Source organism: Aminobacter carboxidus, assembly GCF_014863355.1.
Taxonomy (GTDB): Bacteria; Pseudomonadota; Alphaproteobacteria; order Rhizobiales; family Rhizobiaceae; genus Aminobacter; species Aminobacter carboxidus.
Genome location: NZ_JACZEP010000001.1, coordinates 464,752 through 485,248 on the forward strand (window position 1 = coordinate 464,752; position 20,497 = coordinate 485,248).

Genomic DNA, 20,497 nt, shown 5'->3' on the forward strand with positions numbered 1-20,497 from the left:
ACATTATGCGGGCGGAGCTCTGATTGCTATTACCTCCAGCGTAATCGCTTTGGCCCAAGCGTGGTGTGATGTTCGGTTTCAGGAAGGCGGTTGCAGACTGCCTCCAGCAACCGAACCAGGAGCTTCAGTCATGTCCATCGCCGTCACCCCCTTCGTCCGCAACGTTCTCAACGCCGATGCGCTGATCAGCGGCGCGGCTGGCATCTTGATGATGCTCGGCGCGCCACTGCTCTCGCCGCTGCTCGAACTGCCGGCTGAACTGCTGTTCTGGGCTGGCCTGGCTTTGGTGCCCTTCGTCGCCATGCTGGTGGTCATCGCCCGGCGTCCGAGCGTGTCGAAGCTGATGATGATCGACATCATTGCCATCAACGTTGTGTGGGTCATCGGCAGCTTCGGCCTGCTGCTCAGTGGCGTGGTCGCGCCGAATGCGCTCGGCATCGCCTTCGTCGCAGCCCAGGCACTGGCGGTCGCGGTCTTCGCAGAGTTGCAGTTCATCGCCATCCGCCGCGCCGCCTCCGTGGCATCCGCGGCCTGAGCGACGCTGGGCTAGATACTGCCCAGTTCCCGCAGCTTCGCCTTGACCTCCAGGAAGTCCCGCCACGCAAGTTTCTTGTGGGCGGGATTTCTCAGCAGATACGCCGGATGCAGCGTCGGCATCACCGGAATGACCGTGCCGTCCGCTGTCACATGGCTCTTCCAACTGCCGCGCAGCCTTAGAATTCCATCCTGCGAGCCGACAAGCAGTTTGGCCGAGGGCCCACCGAGCGTCACCAGCACCTTGGGTTTGGCCAGCGCGATCTGACGTTCGACGAAGGGCCGGCAGATTTCCGTTTCATGCGGTGTCGGTGTGCGGTTGCCAGGCGGGCGCCACGGAATCACGTTGGCGATGTAGGCCGACTTCCGGTCGAGACCGATGGCCGCAAGGATGCGGTCGAGCAACTGGCCGGAGCGGCCGACAAATGGCAACCCTTCGAGGTCCTCGTCACGGCCTGGCGCTTCGCCCACCAGCATCAGGTCGGCCTCCGGGTTGCCGTCGGCAAAGACCATGCTCTTGGCCGTGGCCTTGAGGTTGCAGCCGTCGAACCCTTCCATGATTTGCTTGAGTTCGTCGAGTGACGTTGCCTTGGATGCAAGCTCGCGTGCCGCTGCTGCCTGGACCTCGTCGGGCACGGCGGCAACTGCCGCGGGACGTGGTGGAGCAGCCGGGGCCGACCTGTCCGCACCGGCGCGCGGTGCCTCTCCAGCCGATGCGGCCTGCTGTGCCGGTGCCGCCTGCCGTTGCGCGCTTTCGGCAAACCGGTCGATCGGATCATCGACAAGCGCGTCGTCGACGCCCGCCGCCGCATAGAAGGCGAGCAGATCGCGCAGATCCGGAAATTCGTTTCCCGAAATGGAGGCGTTTCCCGAAATTGAGGCCATGCCGCAGTTTCGGCGTTACGCCGTCGATTTGCAAGTTCACGAGGAGGGAATGCGCGGGTCCTGCACCAGATAAAAGCGCCAGCGTGGTGTGTAGTCGGTGACCAGGAAGTTGAAACCCGTCATGGCGAGCGGGTCGACCTTGCCGTCGATGTAGCGCAGCCGGTCATAGGGTTCGAAGTCGCGGCTGTACTGCGCGAAGTTGCTGGAGGAAATGTTGACGTTGTCGGTGCGGCGTTGGTCGAAGGATAGCCCGTCGCCGAACACGCTGGCCTGGCCCTCTTGCTCCTGCAATTCGAACTCGAACTCGACCCAGGCCTGGCCGCTGTTGTTCAGCGCCTCGATGCGCATGAACATGATGCCATTGGCGTAAAGCCCCGAATTGTCGAAGGGGCGGATCGGCCGGATCGTGCGAATGGTCAGTGTCACCGGCGTCGCCGATTCCAGCTCCTCCTTGACCACGAAGGGGTCGTCCCTCGTGCCGGTTCCCGAAACGCCGGTGATTTTGAAGCCGCCGAGTTCGTCGGAAAACGAGTAGGCGCCGGCATTCCAGACCTTTTGATCGGCCTCAGTCTCCTGCGAGCGACCTTCGCTGACAAGGCATGTCGCAATAAGAAGGGCAGCCCCAGCCAGGATGTGGCGTTTGGGGTGAAAGCGCTCCAGTCCGGTCCTGCAAGGCACGTGTTGGCGCATGTAGAATCAATGGACGAATAGGTTGTTGAACAACACCTGTTTTGTGACAGTACGGGCCATAACGCACAGCTGAAAGGTGAAATCTTTTGACCTTTACGTTAACGTAAGATAATTCATTGCTTGGAGGAGCATCATTAGACCAAACAGCCGATGTGCGGATTGGTCCGTTTGACGTTTGCCAACGATGCGCTATGCAGCGCCTAGCTAGCTACAGATTGCCCTTGGGACAGGGCCAGCCAACGCGGAGGGATTGATGAGCGATATCGAACGCGAGAGCATGGAATTCGACGTTGTGATCGTCGGCGCCGGCCCGGCAGGTCTGGCTGCGGCGATCCGGCTCAAGCAGGTCAATCCTGAACTCTCCGTCGTCGTGCTCGAAAAGGGCGGCGAGGTCGGCGCCCACATCCTTTCAGGCGCGGTCGTCGATCCGATCGGTATCGACCGCCTGCTGCCCGACTGGCGCGCGGACAGCGATCATCCGTTCAAGACGCCCGTCACCGACGATCATTTCCTGATCCTCGGCCCGGCAGGTTCCGTCAAGCTGCCCAACTTCGCCATGCCGCCGTTGATGAGCAACCACGGCAACTACATCGTCTCGCTCGGCAATGTCTGCCGCTGGCTGGCGACGAAGGCCGAAGCGCTTGGCGTAGAGATCTATCCCGGCTTCGCCGCCGCCGGCCTCATCTACAATGATGAAGGTGCTGTCACCGGCGTCTACACCGGCGACATGGGCGTCGAGCGCGATGGCTCGCATGGTCCGTCCTTCGCGCCCGGCATGGCGCTGATGGGCAAGTATGTGCTGATCGGCGAGGGCGCGCGCGGCTCGCTCGCCAAGCAACTGATCGCCAAATACGATCTCGGCGCCGGCAAGGAGCCGCAGAAGTTCGGCATCGGCCTCAAGGAACTGTGGCAGGTCGCGCCAGAACATCACAAGCCTGGCCTCGTCCAGCACTCCTTCGGCTGGCCGCTCGGCTTCAATACCGGTGGCGGATCGTTCCTCTACCACCTCGAAGACAACATGGTAGCTGTCGGCTTCGTCGTTCACCTCAACTACAAGAACCCGTATCTGGCGCCGTTCGAGGAATTCCAGCGTTTCAAGACGCATCCGGCGATCCGCCACACCTTCGACGGCGCCAAGCGCCTGTCCTACGGCGCGCGCGCCATTACCGAGGGTGGCTACCAGTCGGTGCCGAAGCTGTCGTTCCCCGGTGGCGTCTTGATGGGCTGCTCGGCCGGCCTGGTCAATGTTCCCCGCATCAAGGGTTCGCACAACGCGGTGCTGTCGGGCATGCTTGCCGCTGAGCATGTGGCTGAGGCCATCGGCGCCGGCCGCGCCAATGACGAGCTTGCCTCCTACGAAGCCGCCTGGCGCTCGACAGATATCGGCAAGGACCTGAAGAAGGTCCGCAACGTCAAGCCGCTGTGGTCGCGCTTCGGCACCATCCTGGGTGTCGGCCTCGGCGGCCTCGACATGTGGCTCAACACGCTGTTTGGCGTCTCGCCCTTCGGCACGCTGAAGCATGGCAAGACGGACGCCGAGTCGCTGGAGCCGGCGGCGAAGCACAAGAAGATCGACTACCCCAGGCCCGACGGCGTTTTGACCTTCGACCGCCTGTCGTCGGTGTTCCTGTCCAACACCAACCACGAGGAAGACCAGCCGGTCCACCTCCAGGTCAAGGACATGGATCTGCAGAAGCGTTCGGAGTACGAAATCTTCGCTGGCCCGTCGTCACGCTACTGCCCGGCTGGCGTCTATGAGTGGGTCGACGCCGACGGCAATTCGATCGCCAACGATCCCGGCCATGCCGACGCGAAGTTCGTCATCAACGCGCAGAACTGCGTCCACTGCAAGACCTGCGACATCAAGGACCCCAACCAGAACATCAACTGGGTGCCGCCGCAGGGTGGCGAAGGTCCGGTCTATCCCAACATGTGATCGCGGCCGTCTGGCCTCTGGCTGACAAACGAAAAGGCCCGGAAATCTCGTAATTTCCGGGCCTTTTTTAGCTGTGGGGCGCCGATGCGCTTTCGGTCGCCACCGTCTCTGTTGCGCTGTCTTCCGGGTGGGTGGCCGTGTCGCGGAACGAGAACTCGACCAGCAGCGGCCGGTGGTCAGAACCGGCGTCCTCGCCCATCGCCACCGAATGCACCAGGACGTCGCCCTTGGCCATGACATGGTCGATTGTAAGGCCAGCGAAGCGCATGAAGTCGGGCAGCATGAAGGTCAGCCAGGTGCGTCCGGCGGCCGGCATCAGCGTCAGCCCGCCGATCCTGGTAACGCGGGCCACGGCAGCGCTCCATGGCGTGGCATTGAAGTCGCCGCCCAGGATGGCGTTCTGGCCAAGCGCTGCGAGATTGCCGCTCAGCTCGCCAATCTGCTGCGATTGCTCGAACGGCCAGGGCCAGCCCAGATGGATGGAAACGATGTCGCTGGCGCGGCCGCCGAAGTCGACCCTGGCGACGGCAAGCGCACCTTCGCCGAAACATTGCGGCTCGCTGCCTTCGGCAAATGGCCGCCGCGACAGGATCGCCACGCCGAAGATGCCGTTCGGATAGGGGCACATCATGCGGTAGGGGTAGCGTGCGAACAGCGGCTGCAGCTTGCCTTCCCACATCGCCGACACCTCCTGGAAGGTGATGACATCGGGTTGCCAGCGCCCAACCAGCGACAGCACCTTCTCAGGCTCGGTGTTCTTGAAGCGCAGGTTCATCTGCAGCATCTTGTAGACAGGCCTGCCTTCGGCGCGCGGCTGGAACGCGGCATGCACCGGCCCGAGGCCCGGAAGCGGCAGCGAACTTGAGGTGGTGGAGAGGGCGGCGGCGCCAAATGCCAGCGCGGCAACCGCCTGCCAGCGCAGCGACGTGAGCAGCAGCGGCAGAGCTGCCAGCATCATCGCCACCGCAAGATGGACCCTGAAATGCGCGAACGAGTCGAGCGCGGGATGCCAGGCACCGAAGAACCCGGCAACCAGCGGCACCGACAAAAGCATCATCGCCAGGAAGCAGGCGATCCTGCCCAATCTGTAAGACGTCGTCATTCTGCTTTCATGTAGCAACAAATGCGGCCCCTTGATGATCGATCACGGGATGATCGATTATGGGCCGCTTGCGCTTTGCTGGAAAGCTCTGTCGGCGCCGCCGTGCAGCATGGCTGCAGCCATGACCGGAGGTTGAAATGCCGCGCGACTCGTGAGACCGATGGCGCGGAAATGGGCGTGTTGCGCGCTCTTCGTGCGCAACTGCATCGGCCTTGCGGAGTATCGAATGAAATCAACCGCCCATCGTTGGCTGCGGGCATGCGCGGCACTGATCGCCATCGCCCCGCTTGCCGCGAACGCCGAAGGACAGGTCGTCGAGCAGGTCAAGACCTACGCTATCTCCGGGACCTCGGCCCCCGAGCTCTACGCCTCGATCGGTGAGCGCGGCCCCAAGGCCGGCATCGGCCGCGCCATCGCGCACACCAACTTCAAGCTCACCTGGCAGCGCAACTACGTGCCGCAAGGCGGCACCTGCACGCTGGTCTCGGCCAAGCCAAAGCTCATCATCACCTACACCTTGCCCAAGCCGGCCTCACGCTTGCCTGATGGGCTCAAGCAGCGCTGGGACGTCTTTTACGAGGGCGTCCGCCGCCACGAGCTGGTGCATGGCCAGATGATCAAGGACATGGTCGCGACCATCGAGCGGACCACGATCGGCCTGTCGGTGGCGGGCGATCCCGGCTGCAAGAAGATCAGGCAGGAGATGATCAAGCCACTTTCGGAGGCGTCCCTGGCACAGCGTCAGCAAAGCAGCGACTTCGACCGTGTCGAGCTCAACGACGGCGGCAACGTCCATCGCCTGATCCTGTCCTTCGTCAACGGCCAGTAGCCGGCGTCCGCAAGCGCTGGAGTTCGAGCTGAAGCAAGGGGATTTTTAACCACCGCTTGTGGTTGTGCTGGAAGTTAACCTTGCTTTTGCGGCCAAATGGCACCGTTGCCTTGACGCGAGGTGCAACCATGACCGGCAGGTACACCAACAACATCCAGGCAGCGATCCTCTACGAGGGCGGCGACGAGATCCATCCGTCACTGCATCTCAATGCGTTCCGCATGGAGATGCTCAACAAGCAACTGCCGCTCAAGGTCGTCCAGGAAGACCGCAACTTCGTCCTGATAGCGGGGCCTGGCGAGTTCCGGATCCTGGTTACCTACTTTGCGCGTGCGGCTGATGTGGCGGTGTTCGCCCCGACCCTTGGGTCCGCCGTGACGACGCTGCTGATGCCCGACGCCAGGGAGCGCGTGCGCCGGCACACGGCGCATGTCCTTGTCGAAGTCCACCATGGCGTCATGGGAGGCGTGACCGACAAGCCCGAGATTGCAGGGTTCTTCAACCAGATCGGCATGCAGCGGCCCGGTGCGACGCTTCGCGAGTTCAACATGCGCGTCGAGATCCTCGGCGAGGTCTGCCGTCATCTGCTCAAGGTGCAGCCTGCCAGCGTCATCCACTGGACCCAGAGCAACATGCTTATTGCCGGCGAGCAGTTCACGGCGTTTCTGAACCAGCAGCAGCCAAGCATGCTGACTGTTCATCCCAAGCTTTTCGCCGGCAAGCCGGTGCCGGGTTTCAGTGAGACGCCGGCCGGCGTGCTGACCCTGGGCGGTGCCGACTATATCGGCCGTGAAATCTATGTCGCTCCCGCGCCCATTCCGTGGGTCGATCTCTACGAAGCCGTGCTGGCGTTCATGCGCGTTGCGCTGGTGCCCAACGGCTATATCGTCCCTCACGATGAGACGTTCGGGCCCGAAAACGGCGACTATTCCTATCGCGTCAGGCATCTGGCCGCTGAACAGCATCCAATCGGAATGCGCGAGCCGAGCTACGCGCTGACCCTGCGCTTCTCCCGGCAACACAGCTACACCACGATGGAACACGAGACCCGTACGCTCGTTCCCGGCGGCATGCGAAGCGTCGCCGCCTCGGTCGAGGCGGACAAGGACAGGCGGCGCGAACTTGTCGCCGACTGGGAGCAGAAGGAGCGCGCGGCGAAAGCCGTGGGCAACAGCCTGCAGCTCTATCGAAAAGGCGAGGGCGGGCCGGACGACGCGTCGCCGGGATCGCCGCCGCGCTTTGGCGGTGGGTTCACCCGCCGCAACGCCGTTTTCGGCCGCAAGCACTAGCCTGAGGCCGGCCGGTCCGCCGCAGCTTACTGGAACGCGGTCTCGGCGAAGCTGCGCAGCTTGCGCGAATGCAGCCGCTCATTGGGCATCTCGGCGAGCTTTTCCAGCGCACGGATGCCGATGGTCAGATGCTGCGCCACCTGCCGCTTGTAGAACTCGGTCGCCATGCCAGGCAGCTTCAGTTCGCCATGCAGCGGCTTGTCGGACACGCACAGCAAGGTGCCGTAAGGCACACGGAAGCGGAAGCCGTTGGCGGCGATCGTCGCCGATTCCATGTCGAGCGCAATCGCGCGTGACTGCGACAGCCGCTGCACCGGCCCGCGCTGGTCACGCAGTTCCCAGTTGCGGTTGTCGATGGTGGCGACCGTTCCCGTGCGCATGATGCGCTTGAGGTCGTAGCCGGAAAGCCCCGTCACCTCGGCGACCGCCTCCTGCAACGCCACCTGCACCTCGGCCAGCGGCGGGATCGGAATCCACACCGGCAGGTCGTCGTCGAGCACGTGGTCTTCGCGCACATAGGCGTGGGCCAGCACATAGTCGCCGAGCGCCTGCGTGTTGCGCAGGCCGGCGCAGTGGCCAAGCATCAGCCAGGCATGCGGCCTGAGCACGGCGATATGGTCGGTGATGGTCTTGGCGTTGGACGGGCCGACGCCGATATTGACCATGGTGATGCCGGCATGACCCGGCTTCTTCAGGTGATAGGCCGGCATCTGCGGCAAGCGTGCCGCGGGGGTGCCTTCGGACGGTGCCGTGTCGCCCGCCTTGGTCACCACGCCGCCCGGCTCGACGAACTCGGTGTAGCCGCCGCCGCCCTTGGCCATCAGGTCGCGGGCCAGCACCACGAACTCATCGATGTAGAACTGGTAGTTGGTGAACAGGACGAAGTTCTGGAAGTGATGCGGCGTGGTTGCCGTGTAATGCGCCAGCCGGTGCAGCGAATAGTCGATGCGCTGGGCGGTGAACGGCGCCAGCGGCCTCGACTCGCCCGGCATGATCTCGAACGTGCCATTGGCGATGTGGTCGTCGGTGCCATCGAGGTCCGGCACGTCGAACAGGTCGCGGATCGGCCGCTGGATGCGGTCTGCGGCGGCACCATCGACATGGGTGCCCTCGAGGAAGGCGAAATGCAGCGGGATCGGCGTCGTCGATTCCGAAACCGTCACCGGGCCGCCGTGGTTGCGCATGATCAGCTTGAGCTGCTCGGTCAGGTAGCTCTGGAACAGGTCCGGCCGGGTGATCGTCGTCGAGAAATGTCCCGGCGTCGGCATGTGGCCGTAGGCCTGGCGGGAGTCGACCTGGGAGTAGGATGTCGTGGTGACGCCGACTTCGGGATAGAAGGCGCGGAAGCGCACATTGGTGTCGGCACCGGCCGCGAGCGAGGCGAAGGCCTCGCGCAGGAAGGCCGTGTTGCGGTCGTAAAGGGCCTGCAAGGCAGCAACCGCCTTGCCAGCATCAGTAAAGCTTTGCCGTGGAAACGGCAGCGGTGAAGAGATCGATTCGATGGGTTGAGGATAGATTCGCTTTTCCATGACCTATTATAGAGATCAATCATGACGGCTGCGAGAGGGTCGCGCTGCGCCTCTTTCAAATCTCTCAGCTGCGCTGCAGGCTGACCAGGAGCACGAAGCCGACGCCGCTCTTGCGGGCGGCAGGTGCTTCGATCGTCGAACCGTTGTCGGCGCGAAGCTGCGGAACGGCCAGCACCGGAGCGGCGAGAACCATCAGGATCATGGTGGCGCGCGGCAGAAGCCGGAGCGTCTTTATGATCTGGGTTGCGGTGCGGGTCATTGGCGTTGCTTCTCTTTGGGTTTTGGGTGTTTCGTTATTTGGTCAGTGGCGGTTTGCAGGTTGTTCCCAGGACCGCGCCGGGCGGCTGGTCTCGGCGACCAGCGTTGCGAACATGATCCCGAACAGGGCACTCAGCAGACAGACGATGGTGAACCGGCGAGCGAGCATTGGTGTCTTCCCCTTCAATGGATCGGACTATGCCAAGCTGCGACTGAACGGGTTCTGAGACCTCCGTTCATCTTCGGTTCAAATTTATTGACAGGCCTTAATGTGTCTTCAGGGTTGTGTTTCGCCCTGCCGCGCATATCTCCAGAGCATCGCTCACCAACGGAGACTGCGGAATGACCAGTCAGACATTGCCGATCGAACTCTATTACTGGCCCACGCCCAATGGCTGGAAGATTTCGATCATGCTGGAGGAACTTGGCGTTCCCTACACGGTCAAATACATCAACATCGGCAAGGGTGAGCAGTTCGAGCCGTCATTCCTCAAGATCGCCCCCAACAACCGCATGCCGGCGATCATCGACCCCGAAGGGCCGACATCGGACGGCAAGTGGGGCGGCGCGCCGATCTCGATCTTCGAATCCGGCGCCATCCTGCAATATCTCGGCCGCAAGTTCGGCAAGCTTTACCCAGCCGACGAGCGTGGCCGCGCCGAGGTCGATCAGTGGCTGTTCTGGCAGGTTGGCGGCCTCGGCCCGATGGCCGGCCAGGCCCATCATTTCCGGCAGTACGCGCCGGAGAAGATCGCCTATGGCATCGACCGCTACACCAACGAGGTCAATCGGCTCTATGGGGTGATGAACAAGCGCCTTGCCGATCGCGAGTTCCTTGCCGGCGACTATTCGATCGCCGACATCGCTTCGCTTGGCTGGGTCAAGCCCTACAAGAACCAGGGCCAGGAGCTGGAAGACTTCCCGCATCTCAAGCGCTGGTTCGACACGCTTCTGGCCCGTCCGGCAGTCATCCGCGGCCTGTCGGTCGGCGAAGACCATCGCCGCAATCTCGCCGACGACAAGGAAGCCCAGAAGGTGCTGTTCGGGCAACGGGCGAGGGCATAAGGCAAACGGGCATAGCGAATAGCGATGAGGGGCTCTTGACCGCCAGGGTCGTTGCGAGCCGTCTATTCGCTATTCGCTATTCGCTATTCGCTATTCGCTTACAGCTTTTTCCAGTTCTGCGTTTTGCAGATCAGGCCGCCGAGCACGCAGCCGCTCATCTTGAGCGTCGAACCGGCCACTGAAGCCTTGCCGGTATAGGTCTTGTCATTGGCAGGGTCGGTGATCTTGCCGGCATAGGTGCCGCCATTGGCATTGAATGTGCCGATCTTCTTGCCGGCGTGCTTGCCGTCCTTCAGCGTGATGCAGAAGCTGCCGCCGCAGGTTGTGATCGCGGCGGTCGAGCCGGCTTCTGTCTTCCAGTTGCCCTCGATCGGATCGGCATAAGCAGCGCCGGCCATCATCAGGGTGGCCGCGATGGCCAGGCTCATCTTGCGAAGCATTGAAGTCCTCCCGGTTGAAACGTTGGTCACAGGCACTCTCCCTGCCTGACGTTTACGCAAACGTAAGCGTAATGCAGCTGCCGGCAAAACGAAAGTGGTGCCGCCAGGGAAGTTTTCAGCCTTTTTAAGACCCTCAAGACGCGCCATCGGAGCGGCAAAGTTCATCTGTCGCAGTCGGTCAATGCTTCGCGTGGTTATCAAAGACTTATCTCCCGACAGTAGAATTTTCATCGCATTTTCTTGAAATCCCAGCCGGCCCAAGGACTCCTATCCTTAATGAATTCCGAGCTTTACCCTTTGTTTTCAGTTTGTTTTCTTCGAGTTAAGCACACCGTTTAACGACGGATTCAAGGCTCCACGGCATCCTCGGAAGCATCGAAAGAGCAGCTCCGGGACACCAGCGGAGCGGCTCTCAGGAGACAGGCAGGGGATAAGAAAATGGCACGTTTCGAAATCTTTGACGCTGGCTTCGGCGCGATGGGAACCACCGCTCAGGCCGACATTCTTCTCGAGTTGGGCATGATGTATGCGACCGGCCGCGATTGCGAAGTCGACGTCGTTGCCGCGCACAAGTGGTTCAACATCGCTGCGATCAAGGGTTCGGCCCGCGCCGCGGCACTGCGCTCGGAGCTCTCCGGCACGATGTCCAAGCTCGACATCGTCAAGGCACTGCGCGAAGCGCGCGAATGGATGACGATGCACTGAGTGCATGACCCCGAAAATCGTTTTGGATTTTCGGAAAGGATCATGCGCCACCACAAGAACTGCTTCCGGGGCAAGACCGAGGACGCCGGCACGGAAGCCTCCAACAATAACAACGCGACGGTTTGAAGGACAAGCCAGGCGCGACAAGGACATGGCCTCCAGCATGTCCCCTGAACGAGACAGACCGAGTTAGACAGGGCAGGCGAATGTCCGACGGGCCGAAGATGCTCGCGGTGTTTTCCATGACAAAAGCCGCGACCGATCACCATAAGATCGGCGCGGCTTTTTCGTCTTTGCTGAAGCATGCTATCTTTGCTTGGCAAAATCCGAAAATTGGGGGGGTGGCATGCGCAGATATTTGCTTCGCAGTTCGACTACGCTCATACTCTTGCTTGCAGCCGATATGTCGTGGGCTCAGGACTATTATGGCGAATTCGCCGATCTTCCCATCGCATTGGAAAATCGGACCGATGCCTCGCCCAAGCCATTCAGGATCATCAAGGCGCTGAATTTCAAGGATCCCAACGGCCTTGTCTGGAGCGTGCCGGCGGGAAGCTACACGGATGGTGCTTCCATTCCCTGGCTGTTCGAGCTCATCGTCGGCGACAATTATGACGGGCCATACTTTCCGGGGTCGATCGTCCATGACTATTTCTGTTGCGTGCAGACGCGGACAGCGCACGACACGCACCGCAATTTCTACTACGCGATGCTGGCCAATGGCACGCCACCCTGGCAGGCTATGCTGATGTATTCAGCCGTCAGGATCGGTGGTCCCGATTGGACTCTGACACAGCAATCCCTGGCAAACGACGGCACCAACTGCTTCGATGAGATCGGCTCCCTGTTCGCGCCGCCAGCCAGCAGCGAGGCAAGCCCGGCCGCCGCGCCCGAACCCAGGATCTCTTCTCCGTCCCGCAAGTTCGATATCTTCATCAAATCCGCCGCGCGGGCGCAGAACCAACGCGAGACGTTCCTGGTCAGCAAGCTGATGGCGGTCGCCAAGACCCTGCAGGATACGGATGGCAAGGTTATCGATCTGACGGCAACCGGCGAAATCCCGGCCACCTTCGAAGGCGTCGAACAGCTCAAGGCCATGGTGGACGGGGCAACGACTTTCGCTGGCTACAGCCCGACGGAAGGACGCGCCAATTTCACCGACTTTGGATTGCTGGTGCCGATCGAAGGCAGTTCCCAGCAGGTCGTGGCCAGCGTCAAGGCAGAGGGCGGGCTGGTCAAGACGGGAGGCGGCTGGAGCGCTGTCGAACTCGGCAATATCGGCATTGCCCAGGCGAAGCTGCCGAAGATGCTACCGGATAGCTACCTGGTCGAGGCGTCCCAGATCAACGGTCTCAAGGGCACGGGCATTGAGTGGGCCGCCACCAAGTCTGTGGCCGAGCGTGCCGAATGGAACAAGATCATCGAAGCCGACCGAAGCTATCAGAACTGGCTGACCTCGCCTAATGTGCTCATGCCGCAAGGTGGCTGACGCTCGACGTAACCATTCTCCGCACCAGGTGATTGTGTCAGGCGGCACAGGCACAATATCCTGACGCCGATGCGCCAAGACAAGTCGCAGCTCTGGTGAAAGGTTTCCGGCGCGTTGCACGTAGAACGCGAATCCGGCATGCCAAGCGTGCTCAAGGGGAGGAACACATGCACTTGAAAAGTTCTATCGGCGCGTTGCTCGCGCTGTCGCTCAGCGCCGGCGCTGCCTATGCGCAGGACATCGGCATTGCCGTTGCGGGCCCGATGACCGGCCAGCTCGCCAACATCGGCGACCAGTTCAAGCAGGGTGCCGAAGCCGCCGTCAAGGCGATCAATGAAAAGGGCGGCGTCATGGGACGCCAGCTCAAGCTGTCGATCGAAGACGACGTCTGCGATCCCAAGCAGGCGGTTTCGGTTGCCAACCGCATCGTTGCCAATGGCATCAAGTTCATCGACGGCCATGCCTGCTCGGGCTCGAGCATTCCGGCGTCCGCCGTCTATGCGGAAGCCGGCGTGCTGATGATGTCGCCCGCATCCTCGAACCCGGTGCTGACAGACGATGCCGCCAAGAAGGGCTGGCCGACGATCATGCGGCTTTACACGCGTGACGACGCCCAAGGCGCCTTCATCGGCCCCTGGATCGCCGAGAAATACAAGGGCAAGAACGTCGTCGTGCTGCACGACAAGAGCGCCTACGGCCAGGGCGTGGCCGACGCCGTCAAGGCGACGATGAATGCCGGTGGCCTGACTGAACTGCTCTACGAAGGCATCAATGCCGGCGAAAAGGACTATTCGGCACTTGTCACCAAGCTCAAGGAACTGAAGGCCGACGTTGTCTATTTCGGCGGCTATCACCCCGAAGCCGGCCTCATCTTGCGCCAGTCGGCGGAGCAGAACTTCAAGTACCAGCTGATCATGCCCGACTCGATCGCCTCGCCTGAGTTCTGGCAGATCGCCGGTCCGGCCGGCGAAGGAACGATGTTCGTATTCCCGTCCGATCCGCAGGCCAAGCCCGAGGCCAAGGAAGCGGTCGAGAAGATCAAGGCCGGCGGTTTCGTGCCGGAAGGCTTCACGCTGTTCTCCTACGCCACCGTCCAGGCTTTCGCGCAGGGCATCGAGCGCGCCGGCACCGATGATCCGATGAAGGTCGCCGAGGCGCTCAAGGACGGCGAGCCGATCAGCACCGTCGTTGGCGACGTCGTCTTCGACGAGAAGGGCGACCTCAAGAACGCCAGCTACGACATCAACCAGTGGCATGACGGCAAATACGCGCCGATCAAGCAGTAAGCCTCATCGATGCGTTCAATGGCCGGGCATGTCCCGGCCATTGTCGTTTTCACAAGCTTGGCGCAAAATGAGATTTTCGCACACGGACGCCAAAATCAGGCCGTTCTGGCCGGCGCCAGCCGTGGGCTTCGCATTCAGGAGGAAGCGACCATGAGCCTTCGCATCAATGACACCGCCCCGGATTTCAAGGCCGACACCACGGAAGGCCCGATCAACTTCCATGACTGGATCGGCGACGGCTATGCCGTCCTGTTTTCGCACCCCAAGGACTTCACCCCGGTCTGCACCACCGAACTCGGCTACATGGCCGGGCTGAAGGCGGATTTTGCCAAGCGCAATGCCAAGATGATCGGCATTTCGGTCGATCCGGTCGAAAACCACCACAAATGGAAGGCCGACATCGAAACGCTGTCGGGCAACAAGGTCGACTATCCGATGATCGGCGATCCGACGCTGGCCGTCGCCAAGCTCTATGACATGCTGCCGGCCACCGCCGGCGACAGCTCGGAAGGGCGCACGCCCGCCGACAACGCCACCGTGCGTTCAGTGTTCGTCATCGGCCCCGACAAGAAGGTCAAGCTGACGCTGACCTACCCGATGTCGACCGGCCGCAACTTCGATGAGATCCTGCGCGCGCTGGATTCGATCCAGCTGACCGCCAAGTACCAGGTGGCAACGCCGGTGCAGTGGAAGCAGGGCGACGACGTCATCGTCACCGCCGCTGTCTCGGACGAGGATGCGATCAAGCGCTTCGGTTCGTTCGAGCGCGTGCTGCCCTATCTGCGCAAGACCAAGCAGCCGACTGCCGGCTGATCGATCGGAAGCGCATGCGAAAAGGCCGCGCCATTGGCGCGGCTTTTTCGTTTCAGCTCATGCCGACATAGCGGCCGGGGCGGTGGTTGATCGCGATGATCAGGTTGAGCACGGCGGCACCCAGGACCGACAGCGCGACCTTGTCGAGCTCGATGTAAAACAGCGATACGACCAGAATGACCAGGTCGACAGCCAGCTGAAAATAGCCGGCGCGGATGCCGTAATTGTCCTGCAGGTACAGCGCCAGGATGTTGAAGCCGCCAAGGCCGGCGCGGTGGCGGAACAGCACCAGCAGCCCCATACCCATCAGTCCGCCGCCGGCAATCGCCGCGTAGAACGGGTTCAGATGCTCGATGCCGATCCAGTCGGGCGTCAGCTGCGACAGAACCGAAATCAGCGCCACCGCAACGAAGGTGCGCAACGCGAACGGCCAGCCCAGACGCTTCACAGCGAGATAGTAGAAGGGCAGGTTGATGACGAAGAAGACGACGCCGAAGCCATAGCCGGTGGCGTACTGGACAAGCAGCGCCAGTCCGGCCGAACTGCCGGTGATCAGCCCAGCACTGGTGTAGAGCACCAATCCGAGCGCCACCAGCATCGTACCGGTGAGCAGGGCCAGTAGGTCCTCGTACTGACGATGCGGTAGGGCATCCCTGTTGCTGATGTTGGTCACTGCGCTCGCCTGTCGATGTTTGCTGCATTGCAGCAATACGGTACCAGCCCGAAAATCGATACAGATTTTCGGGCTGGGCTGGCATGCGCAAATCGCAATGGTCGTGCGTCAGTCCTCGAAGCGCACCAGCACCGTTCCGTCGGTGACCTGCGAGCCCTCAATGGCGATCTCGCTGATCACCCCGTCATGGGTGGCGGTAATGGTGTGTTCCATCTTCATCGCTTCGAGCACCAAAAGTGGCTGGCCCTTGGTCACCTTGTCGCCCTTGGCGGCGCGCACCAGCTTGACCAGGCCCGGCATCGGCGCGCGCATGCTCGACGTGCCTTCGCCGATCTCGGCGGCGCGGGCGAACGGATCGCTGATGGCGAAGTCGAACGAGCGGCCGTTTTCGAACACCGTGACATGGCCGGGCCACGCCGCGACGGTCGCACCGGCATCGCTCGCACCCGCTGCAAGCACGAAAGCCTCGCCGCCTTCCGGCCTGACGTCGAAACGCCCGTCCGGCCGCGCCGTTATGTGGGCGACGATATCGGCGCCGCCAAACGACAGCGTTGCCCGCCGGGCCAGCGCATTGAAATGGGCGTAGCCGGCGAGGCTAGACCACGGATCATCCGAGGCAACCGGTGCTGTTGCCCCTGTGGCCGCCAGCGCGGCAAGCGCGATGGCCCGGCTGCTCGGCGGCGGTGCAGCAGTCAGTTCATCCTGCTTGCGCCCGATCAGGCCGGTGTCGACATCGCCTGATGCAAAGTCAGGGTCACGGGCGAGTGCTGCCAGGAACGCCGCATTGGTCGTCGACCCCGCCACTTCGGTGCGGGTGACGGCGTCGGCCAGCGCGTCGAGCGCGGTGGCACGATCCGGTCCATGGGTCACCACCTTGGCGATCATCGGATCGTAGAACGGCGAGATCGCATCGCCCTGGCGCACGCCGGTTTCAACCCGGATTTCGGTGCCCGGAGCGGCTTCGCTAGGGAAGCTGAGATGATGCAGCGTGCCGATCGCCGGCAAAAAGCCCTTGGCCGGGTCCTCGGCATAAAGCCTTGCCTCGAAGGCATGGCCGGAAAGCGTAATGTCTTCCTGCGCCAGCGGAACCTGCTCGCCCGAAGCGACCCGAAGCTGCCATTCGACCAGATCGACGCCCGATATCATCTCGGTCACCGGATGCTCGACCTGCAATCGCGTGTTCATTTCCATGAACCAGAATCGATCCGGCTTCAGCCCATCCGAGGCGTCGACGATGAATTCGATGGTGCCAGCGCCGGAATATTTGATCGCCTTGGCCGCCTTCACCGCGGCGTCGGTCATCGCCGCGCGCAATTCTGCCGTCATGCCGGGGGCAGGAGCTTCCTCGATCACCTTCTGGTGGCGGCGCTGCGCCGAGCAGTCGCGCTCGAACAGGTGCACAGCATTGCCAAAATTGTCGCCGAACACCTGCACTTCGATGTGGCGCGGCTTGTCGACATATTTTTCGACCAGCACCCGGTCGTCGCCGAAGGCGGCCTTGGCCTCGCGCCGCGCGCCGGACAGCGCATCGGCGAAATCGTCAGGGTGGTCGACGCGGCGCATACCCTTGCCGCCGCCGCCGGCCCGCGCCTTGATCAGCACGGGGTAACCGATCTCGCGCGCCTTGCTGGCGAGGATGACGATCTCCTGCGCTTCGCCATGATAGCCTGGAACCACCGGAACGCCGGCCTTTTCCATCAGCCTCTTGGCCGCGTCCTTGAGCCCCATGGCGCGGATCGAATCCGCCGACGGGCCGATGAAGACGAGGCCCGCCTGCGTCACCTGATCGACGAAGCCTGGGTTTTCCGACAGGAAGCCGTAGCCCGGATGGATCGCATCGGCGCCCGTCGCTTTGGCTGCCGCAATGATGACGTCGCCGCGCAGATAGCTCTCGGACACCGGCGAGCCGCCAATATGCACGGCCTCGTCGGCCATGGCGACATGCAGCGCGCGCGCATCGGCGTCCGAATAGACCGCAACCGTCTTCACACCCATCTTGCGGGCGGTGCGGATGACGCGGCAGGCGATTTCGCCGCGATTGGCGATGAGGATTTTTGAGAACATTGCTTGATCCCCCATCACATCCTGAACACGCCGAATTTGGTATCTGATATCGGCGCGTTGAGCGCAGCCGACAGGCTGAGCGCCAGCACCTCGCGCGTCTTCGCCGGGTCGATGATGCCGTCGTCCCACAGCCTGGCCGACGAGTAGAGCGGGTGCCCCTCGCGCTCGTATTTCTCGAGGATCGGCGCGCGGAACTCGGCCTCTTCTTCCTTGCTCCAGGTGCCGCCCTTGCGCTCGATGCCCTCGCGCTTGACCATGGCGAGCACGGTGGCCGCCTGTTCGCCGCCCATTACCGAGATGCGGGCGTTGGGCCACATCCAGAGGAAGCGTGGCGAGTAGGCGCGGCCGCACATGCCGTAGTTGCCGGCACCGAACGAACCGCCGATGATGATCGTCACCTTCGGCACCTGTGCGGTCGCTACCGCCGTCACCAGCTTGGCGCCGTCCTTGGCGATGCCTCCTGCCTCATATTTGGCCCCCACCATGAAGCCGGTGATGTTCTGCAGGAACACCAGCGGGATCTTGCGTTGGCAGCACAGCTCGATGAAATGCGCGCCCTTCAATGCGCTCTCGGAAAACAGCACGCCATTGTTGGCGATGATGCCGACCGGCATGCCGTGGACATGGGCAAAGCCGGTGACAAGCGTCGTGCCGTAGTTTTGCTTGAACTCGTCGAACTCGGAGGCGTCGACAACGCGCGCGATAACTTCGCGCACATCATAGGGCTGGCGCAGGTCGGCGGGGATCACGCCATAAACCTCTTCCGGCGCATGAACAGGCGGAATCGATTTCTTCAGGACCAGCCCGATGTCTTTCTTCCGATTCAGGTTTTTGACGATGCGCCGGACAATCGCCAAAGCGTGTTCGTCGTCGACGGCATAGTGATCGGCCACGCCCGACACCCGCGTGTGCAGGTCAGCACCGCCCAGTTCCTCAGCACTCACATCCTCGCCTGTCGCCGCCTTCACCAGTGGCGGGCCGGCGAGAAAGATGGTCGCCTGGTTGCGGACCATGACGGTTTCGTCCGACATCGCCGGCACATAGGCGCCGCCAGCCGTGCACGAACCCATGACGCAGGCGATCTGCGGAATGCCCGCCGCCGACATGTTGGCCTGGTTGAAGAAGATGCGGCCGAAATGATCGCGGTCGGGAAAGACCTCGTCCTGGTTGGGCAGGTTGGCACCACCGGAATCGACGAGATAGATGCAGGGCAGATTGTTCTGCAGCGCGATCTCCTGCGCCCTGAGGTGCTTCTTCACCGTCAGCGGATAATAGGTGCCGCCCTTCACCGTGGCATCGTTGACCACCACCATCACCTCGGTGCCTTCGACCCGGCCGATGCCGGCGATCAAACCCGCCGAAGCGATGTCGCCGCCATAGAGGCCGAAGGCGGCGAACTGGCCGATCTCGAGGAAAGGCGAGCCGGCGTCGAGCAGTTGCGCCAGCCTTTCGCGCGGCAGGAGCTTGCCGCGCGAGGTGTGCCGCTTGCGCGCATCCTCCGAACCGCCACGCTCCACCGTCACTGCCTTGTCGCTGATGTCAGCCACCAGCGTTCGCAGGCGCGCGGCATTGGCCTTGAAGCTTTCGGAGGAGGGGGAGAGTTGGGAATGAAGCGTCGGCATTTTTCCTCTTGGAGTGATACCCATGCGCTGCCGCGCCCAGGGCGCGAAGCAGTCATGGTGGGTGGCGAATCTAACGCACTAGCCTCGTATTTTCGGCGAAGTCCAGCATCGTCTGGCTCTAACGTATGACCTCTATATTGCAGCCGACGTCGAGGTCGGCCCATTTCCTGTCGGCGGTAACAGCGGTTCGTTCGGTCAGTATCGCCAGCGCCAGGCAGGCGCGGTCGCCCAGCGACAGGCCTTTGTGGCGCGTCGACGCACGAAGGTGCCCGGCGACCAGCGCAAGGTGATGGTCGAACGACACCACTTCAAGATGCATGTTCTCGTACTGCTGCCGCACGGCAACTTCGTCGTAGCCCTTGTCGATGAGCTTCGAAATGACCTCCGTGACATTGACCGCGCAAATCACGCTCTTGTCGACGAGTGCATGCACCCGGTCGGCTCCAGGCTCTTGCAGCATGGCAGCCAAGACCGCCGAAGCGTCGAGCACGATCACTCTTCACCCCACATCGCGCGGCGCTCGGCCAGGAACTCGTCAACAACGCTCTCGCCCGGCTTCTTGTACTTGGCCATCTCCTCCTGCACCTGGGTTAGGGCCATCTGGTGCGAGATCAGCCTGAGTTCTCCGTTCTCGACGTGAGCGACGAGATCGTCACCGGGCTTGATGCCCATTTCCTCACGCATGGCAGCGGGGATGACGACGCGGCCGCCGTCGCCGACGCGCAGGCGCTCGAGCTTCGGCGGCTTGCGCAGCAATTCGTCCCTGATCCTGGAGCTGTATGGCTTCTGCGGCTCCTCGGCGAAGCCCTTGGGTGTCTCTGGCTCAGTCATGGCATGAACCTCGATCTGTGGCAGAAAGCGAGATCATGCCATGAACGGCTGTTTGCGGCAAACTGCAGCCTAGGGCGTTGCGAAACCCCTGATTGTTTTGGCTTGATAACGCCACGGAATGCGTGAGTCTGCCCAGCTGCCCGGACTGGATCCTGGCCGAACTGCGTGAGCAGTTCGACTGGTTCGATGCGCATTTGCCGGTACCCGACAGGATCAGCCGCCACTTCAAACGGCGTAACTCGATCTGGGGCATCTGCTGGTTCGCCCCGGACGCCGCCGAGGCCATCAGCCGTGCGCGCTACTGCGCCTGGCTGATCGGCGAAGGCGGCCTGCCGGTTCGGAGCATCAAGACTGCCGGCCAACGCGAGGTCATCTGGCGCGATGCCCATCAGATCGTGTCGAAGCCGACCGACGATCTGCGAAGGGCTTTCCAGTGATCGGGCCAGTGACCGGGCCA

Annotated in this window: 21 protein-coding genes; 10 read left to right on the forward strand and 11 right to left on the reverse strand. The window is 62.4% G+C overall.

The annotated features are described in order from the left end of the window. The first annotated feature begins 130 nt into the window (after positions 1-130). Entirely contained in the window at positions 131-535 is a 405-nt protein-coding gene (locus IHE39_RS02155) for a hypothetical protein (RefSeq protein WP_184769287.1), read from the forward strand. 11 nt (positions 536-546) lie between these two features. On the opposite strand, the gene IHE39_RS02160 is transcribed toward IHE39_RS02155, so the two are convergent. Further along, positions 547-1,419 carry a uracil-DNA glycosylase gene (locus IHE39_RS02160; protein ID WP_192565362.1) on the reverse strand — a complete coding sequence of 291 codons (873 nt, stop codon included), beginning with the start codon at positions 1,417-1,419 and terminating at the stop codon, positions 547-549. A 36-nt stretch (positions 1,420-1,455) separates the two neighbouring features. Then, positions 1,456-2,097 (reverse strand): hypothetical protein, encoded by a 642-nt coding sequence (locus tag IHE39_RS02165; RefSeq protein WP_343070049.1) that lies wholly within the window; start codon positions 2,095-2,097, stop codon positions 1,456-1,458. Between the two features lie 265 nt (positions 2,098-2,362). On the opposite strand from IHE39_RS02165, the gene IHE39_RS02170 reads away from it, so the two are divergent. Further along, entirely contained in the window at positions 2,363-4,045 is a 1,683-nt protein-coding gene (locus tag IHE39_RS02170) for an electron transfer flavoprotein-ubiquinone oxidoreductase (RefSeq protein WP_192565363.1), read from the forward strand. A gap of 67 nt (positions 4,046-4,112) precedes the next feature. Here IHE39_RS02170 and IHE39_RS02175 read toward each other — a convergent pair whose 3' ends face one another. Continuing rightward, the gene (locus IHE39_RS02175; protein WP_246485363.1) at positions 4,113-5,147 is read right to left on the reverse strand and encodes an endonuclease/exonuclease/phosphatase family protein; all 1,035 of its coding nucleotides are present in this window, start codon (positions 5,145-5,147) and stop codon (positions 4,113-4,115) included. A 226-nt stretch (positions 5,148-5,373) separates the two neighbouring features. Between IHE39_RS02175 and IHE39_RS02180 the strand changes: the two genes are divergently transcribed. Both IHE39_RS02180 and IHE39_RS02185 read left to right on the forward strand, forming a co-directional pair. Continuing rightward, a complete protein-coding gene (locus tag IHE39_RS02180) occupies positions 5,374-5,976 on the forward strand; it encodes a DUF922 domain-containing Zn-dependent protease (RefSeq protein ID WP_192565364.1) in 603 nt (200 codons plus the stop codon). Positions 5,977-6,104: 128 nt separating this feature from the next. Further along, the gene (locus tag IHE39_RS02185; protein ID WP_192565365.1) at positions 6,105-7,265 is read left to right on the forward strand and encodes a hypothetical protein; all 1,161 of its coding nucleotides are present in this window, start codon (positions 6,105-6,107) and stop codon (positions 7,263-7,265) included. Positions 7,266-7,291: 26 nt separating this feature from the next. On the opposite strand, the gene IHE39_RS02190 is transcribed toward IHE39_RS02185, so the two are convergent. Continuing rightward, entirely contained in the window at positions 7,292-8,794 is a 1,503-nt protein-coding gene (locus IHE39_RS02190; protein ID WP_184769282.1) for an AMP nucleosidase, read from the reverse strand. 64 nt (positions 8,795-8,858) lie between these two features. Beyond that, positions 8,859-9,053 (reverse strand): hypothetical protein, encoded by a 195-nt coding sequence (locus IHE39_RS02195; RefSeq protein WP_192565366.1) that lies wholly within the window; start codon positions 9,051-9,053, stop codon positions 8,859-8,861. Positions 9,054-9,394: 341 nt separating this feature from the next. Between IHE39_RS02195 and IHE39_RS02200 the strand changes: the two genes are divergently transcribed. After that, positions 9,395-10,117, forward strand: coding sequence for a glutathione S-transferase family protein (locus IHE39_RS02200; RefSeq protein WP_192565367.1), 723 nt, complete (start codon positions 9,395-9,397; stop codon positions 10,115-10,117). Positions 10,118-10,215: 98 nt separating this feature from the next. Here the strand turns inward: IHE39_RS02200 and IHE39_RS02205 are convergent, their stop codons facing one another. Then, complete coding sequence (locus IHE39_RS02205) at positions 10,216-10,557, reverse strand: DUF2147 domain-containing protein (protein ID WP_184769530.1); 342 nt, start codon at positions 10,555-10,557, stop codon at positions 10,216-10,218. Positions 10,558-10,995: 438 nt separating this feature from the next. Here IHE39_RS02205 and IHE39_RS02210 point away from each other — a divergent pair, with 438 nt between their 5' ends. The 4 genes from IHE39_RS02210 to IHE39_RS02225 all read left to right on the forward strand — a co-directional run bounded on the left by IHE39_RS02210 (position 10,996) and on the right by IHE39_RS02225 (position 14,850). After that, positions 10,996-11,262 (forward strand): SEL1-like repeat protein, encoded by a 267-nt coding sequence (locus IHE39_RS02210; protein ID WP_067964272.1) that lies wholly within the window; start codon positions 10,996-10,998, stop codon positions 11,260-11,262. Positions 11,263-11,665: 403 nt separating this feature from the next. Next, entirely contained in the window at positions 11,666-12,751 is a 1,086-nt protein-coding gene (locus IHE39_RS02215; RefSeq protein ID WP_184769279.1) for a DUF1353 domain-containing protein, read from the forward strand. A gap of 167 nt (positions 12,752-12,918) precedes the next feature. Next, entirely contained in the window at positions 12,919-14,037 is a 1,119-nt protein-coding gene (locus IHE39_RS02220) for an ABC transporter substrate-binding protein (protein WP_192565368.1), read from the forward strand. Positions 14,038-14,187: 150 nt separating this feature from the next. Continuing rightward, positions 14,188-14,850: a peroxiredoxin gene (locus IHE39_RS02225; protein ID WP_184769277.1), complete on the forward strand. Its 663-nt coding sequence runs from the start codon at positions 14,188-14,190 to the stop codon at positions 14,848-14,850. 52 nt (positions 14,851-14,902) lie between these two features. Here the strand turns inward: IHE39_RS02225 and IHE39_RS02230 are convergent, their stop codons facing one another. The 5 genes from IHE39_RS02230 to IHE39_RS02250 form a co-directional block, all read right to left on the reverse strand. Next, positions 14,903-15,523, reverse strand: coding sequence for a YitT family protein (locus tag IHE39_RS02230; protein WP_184769276.1), 621 nt, complete (start codon positions 15,521-15,523; stop codon positions 14,903-14,905). A gap of 108 nt (positions 15,524-15,631) precedes the next feature. Next, entirely contained in the window at positions 15,632-17,587 is a 1,956-nt protein-coding gene (locus IHE39_RS02235; RefSeq protein ID WP_192565369.1) for an acetyl/propionyl/methylcrotonyl-CoA carboxylase subunit alpha, read from the reverse strand. A 14-nt stretch (positions 17,588-17,601) separates the two neighbouring features. Then, complete coding sequence (locus IHE39_RS02240) at positions 17,602-19,209, reverse strand: carboxyl transferase domain-containing protein (protein WP_192565370.1); 1,608 nt, start codon at positions 19,207-19,209, stop codon at positions 17,602-17,604. A gap of 118 nt (positions 19,210-19,327) precedes the next feature. Then, positions 19,328-19,699, reverse strand: coding sequence for a type II toxin-antitoxin system VapC family toxin (locus IHE39_RS02245; protein ID WP_343070050.1), 372 nt, complete (start codon positions 19,697-19,699; stop codon positions 19,328-19,330). A 2-nt stretch (positions 19,700-19,701) separates the two neighbouring features. Beyond that, a complete protein-coding gene (locus IHE39_RS02250; RefSeq protein ID WP_184769273.1) occupies positions 19,702-20,040 on the reverse strand; it encodes an AbrB/MazE/SpoVT family DNA-binding domain-containing protein in 339 nt (112 codons plus the stop codon). A gap of 122 nt (positions 20,041-20,162) precedes the next feature. Here IHE39_RS02250 and IHE39_RS02255 point away from each other — a divergent pair, with 122 nt between their 5' ends. After that, positions 20,163-20,477, forward strand: a complete 315-nt coding sequence (locus tag IHE39_RS02255) for a hypothetical protein (protein WP_184769272.1) — start codon at positions 20,163-20,165, stop codon at positions 20,475-20,477. Positions 20,478-20,497: the final 20 nt, after the last annotated feature.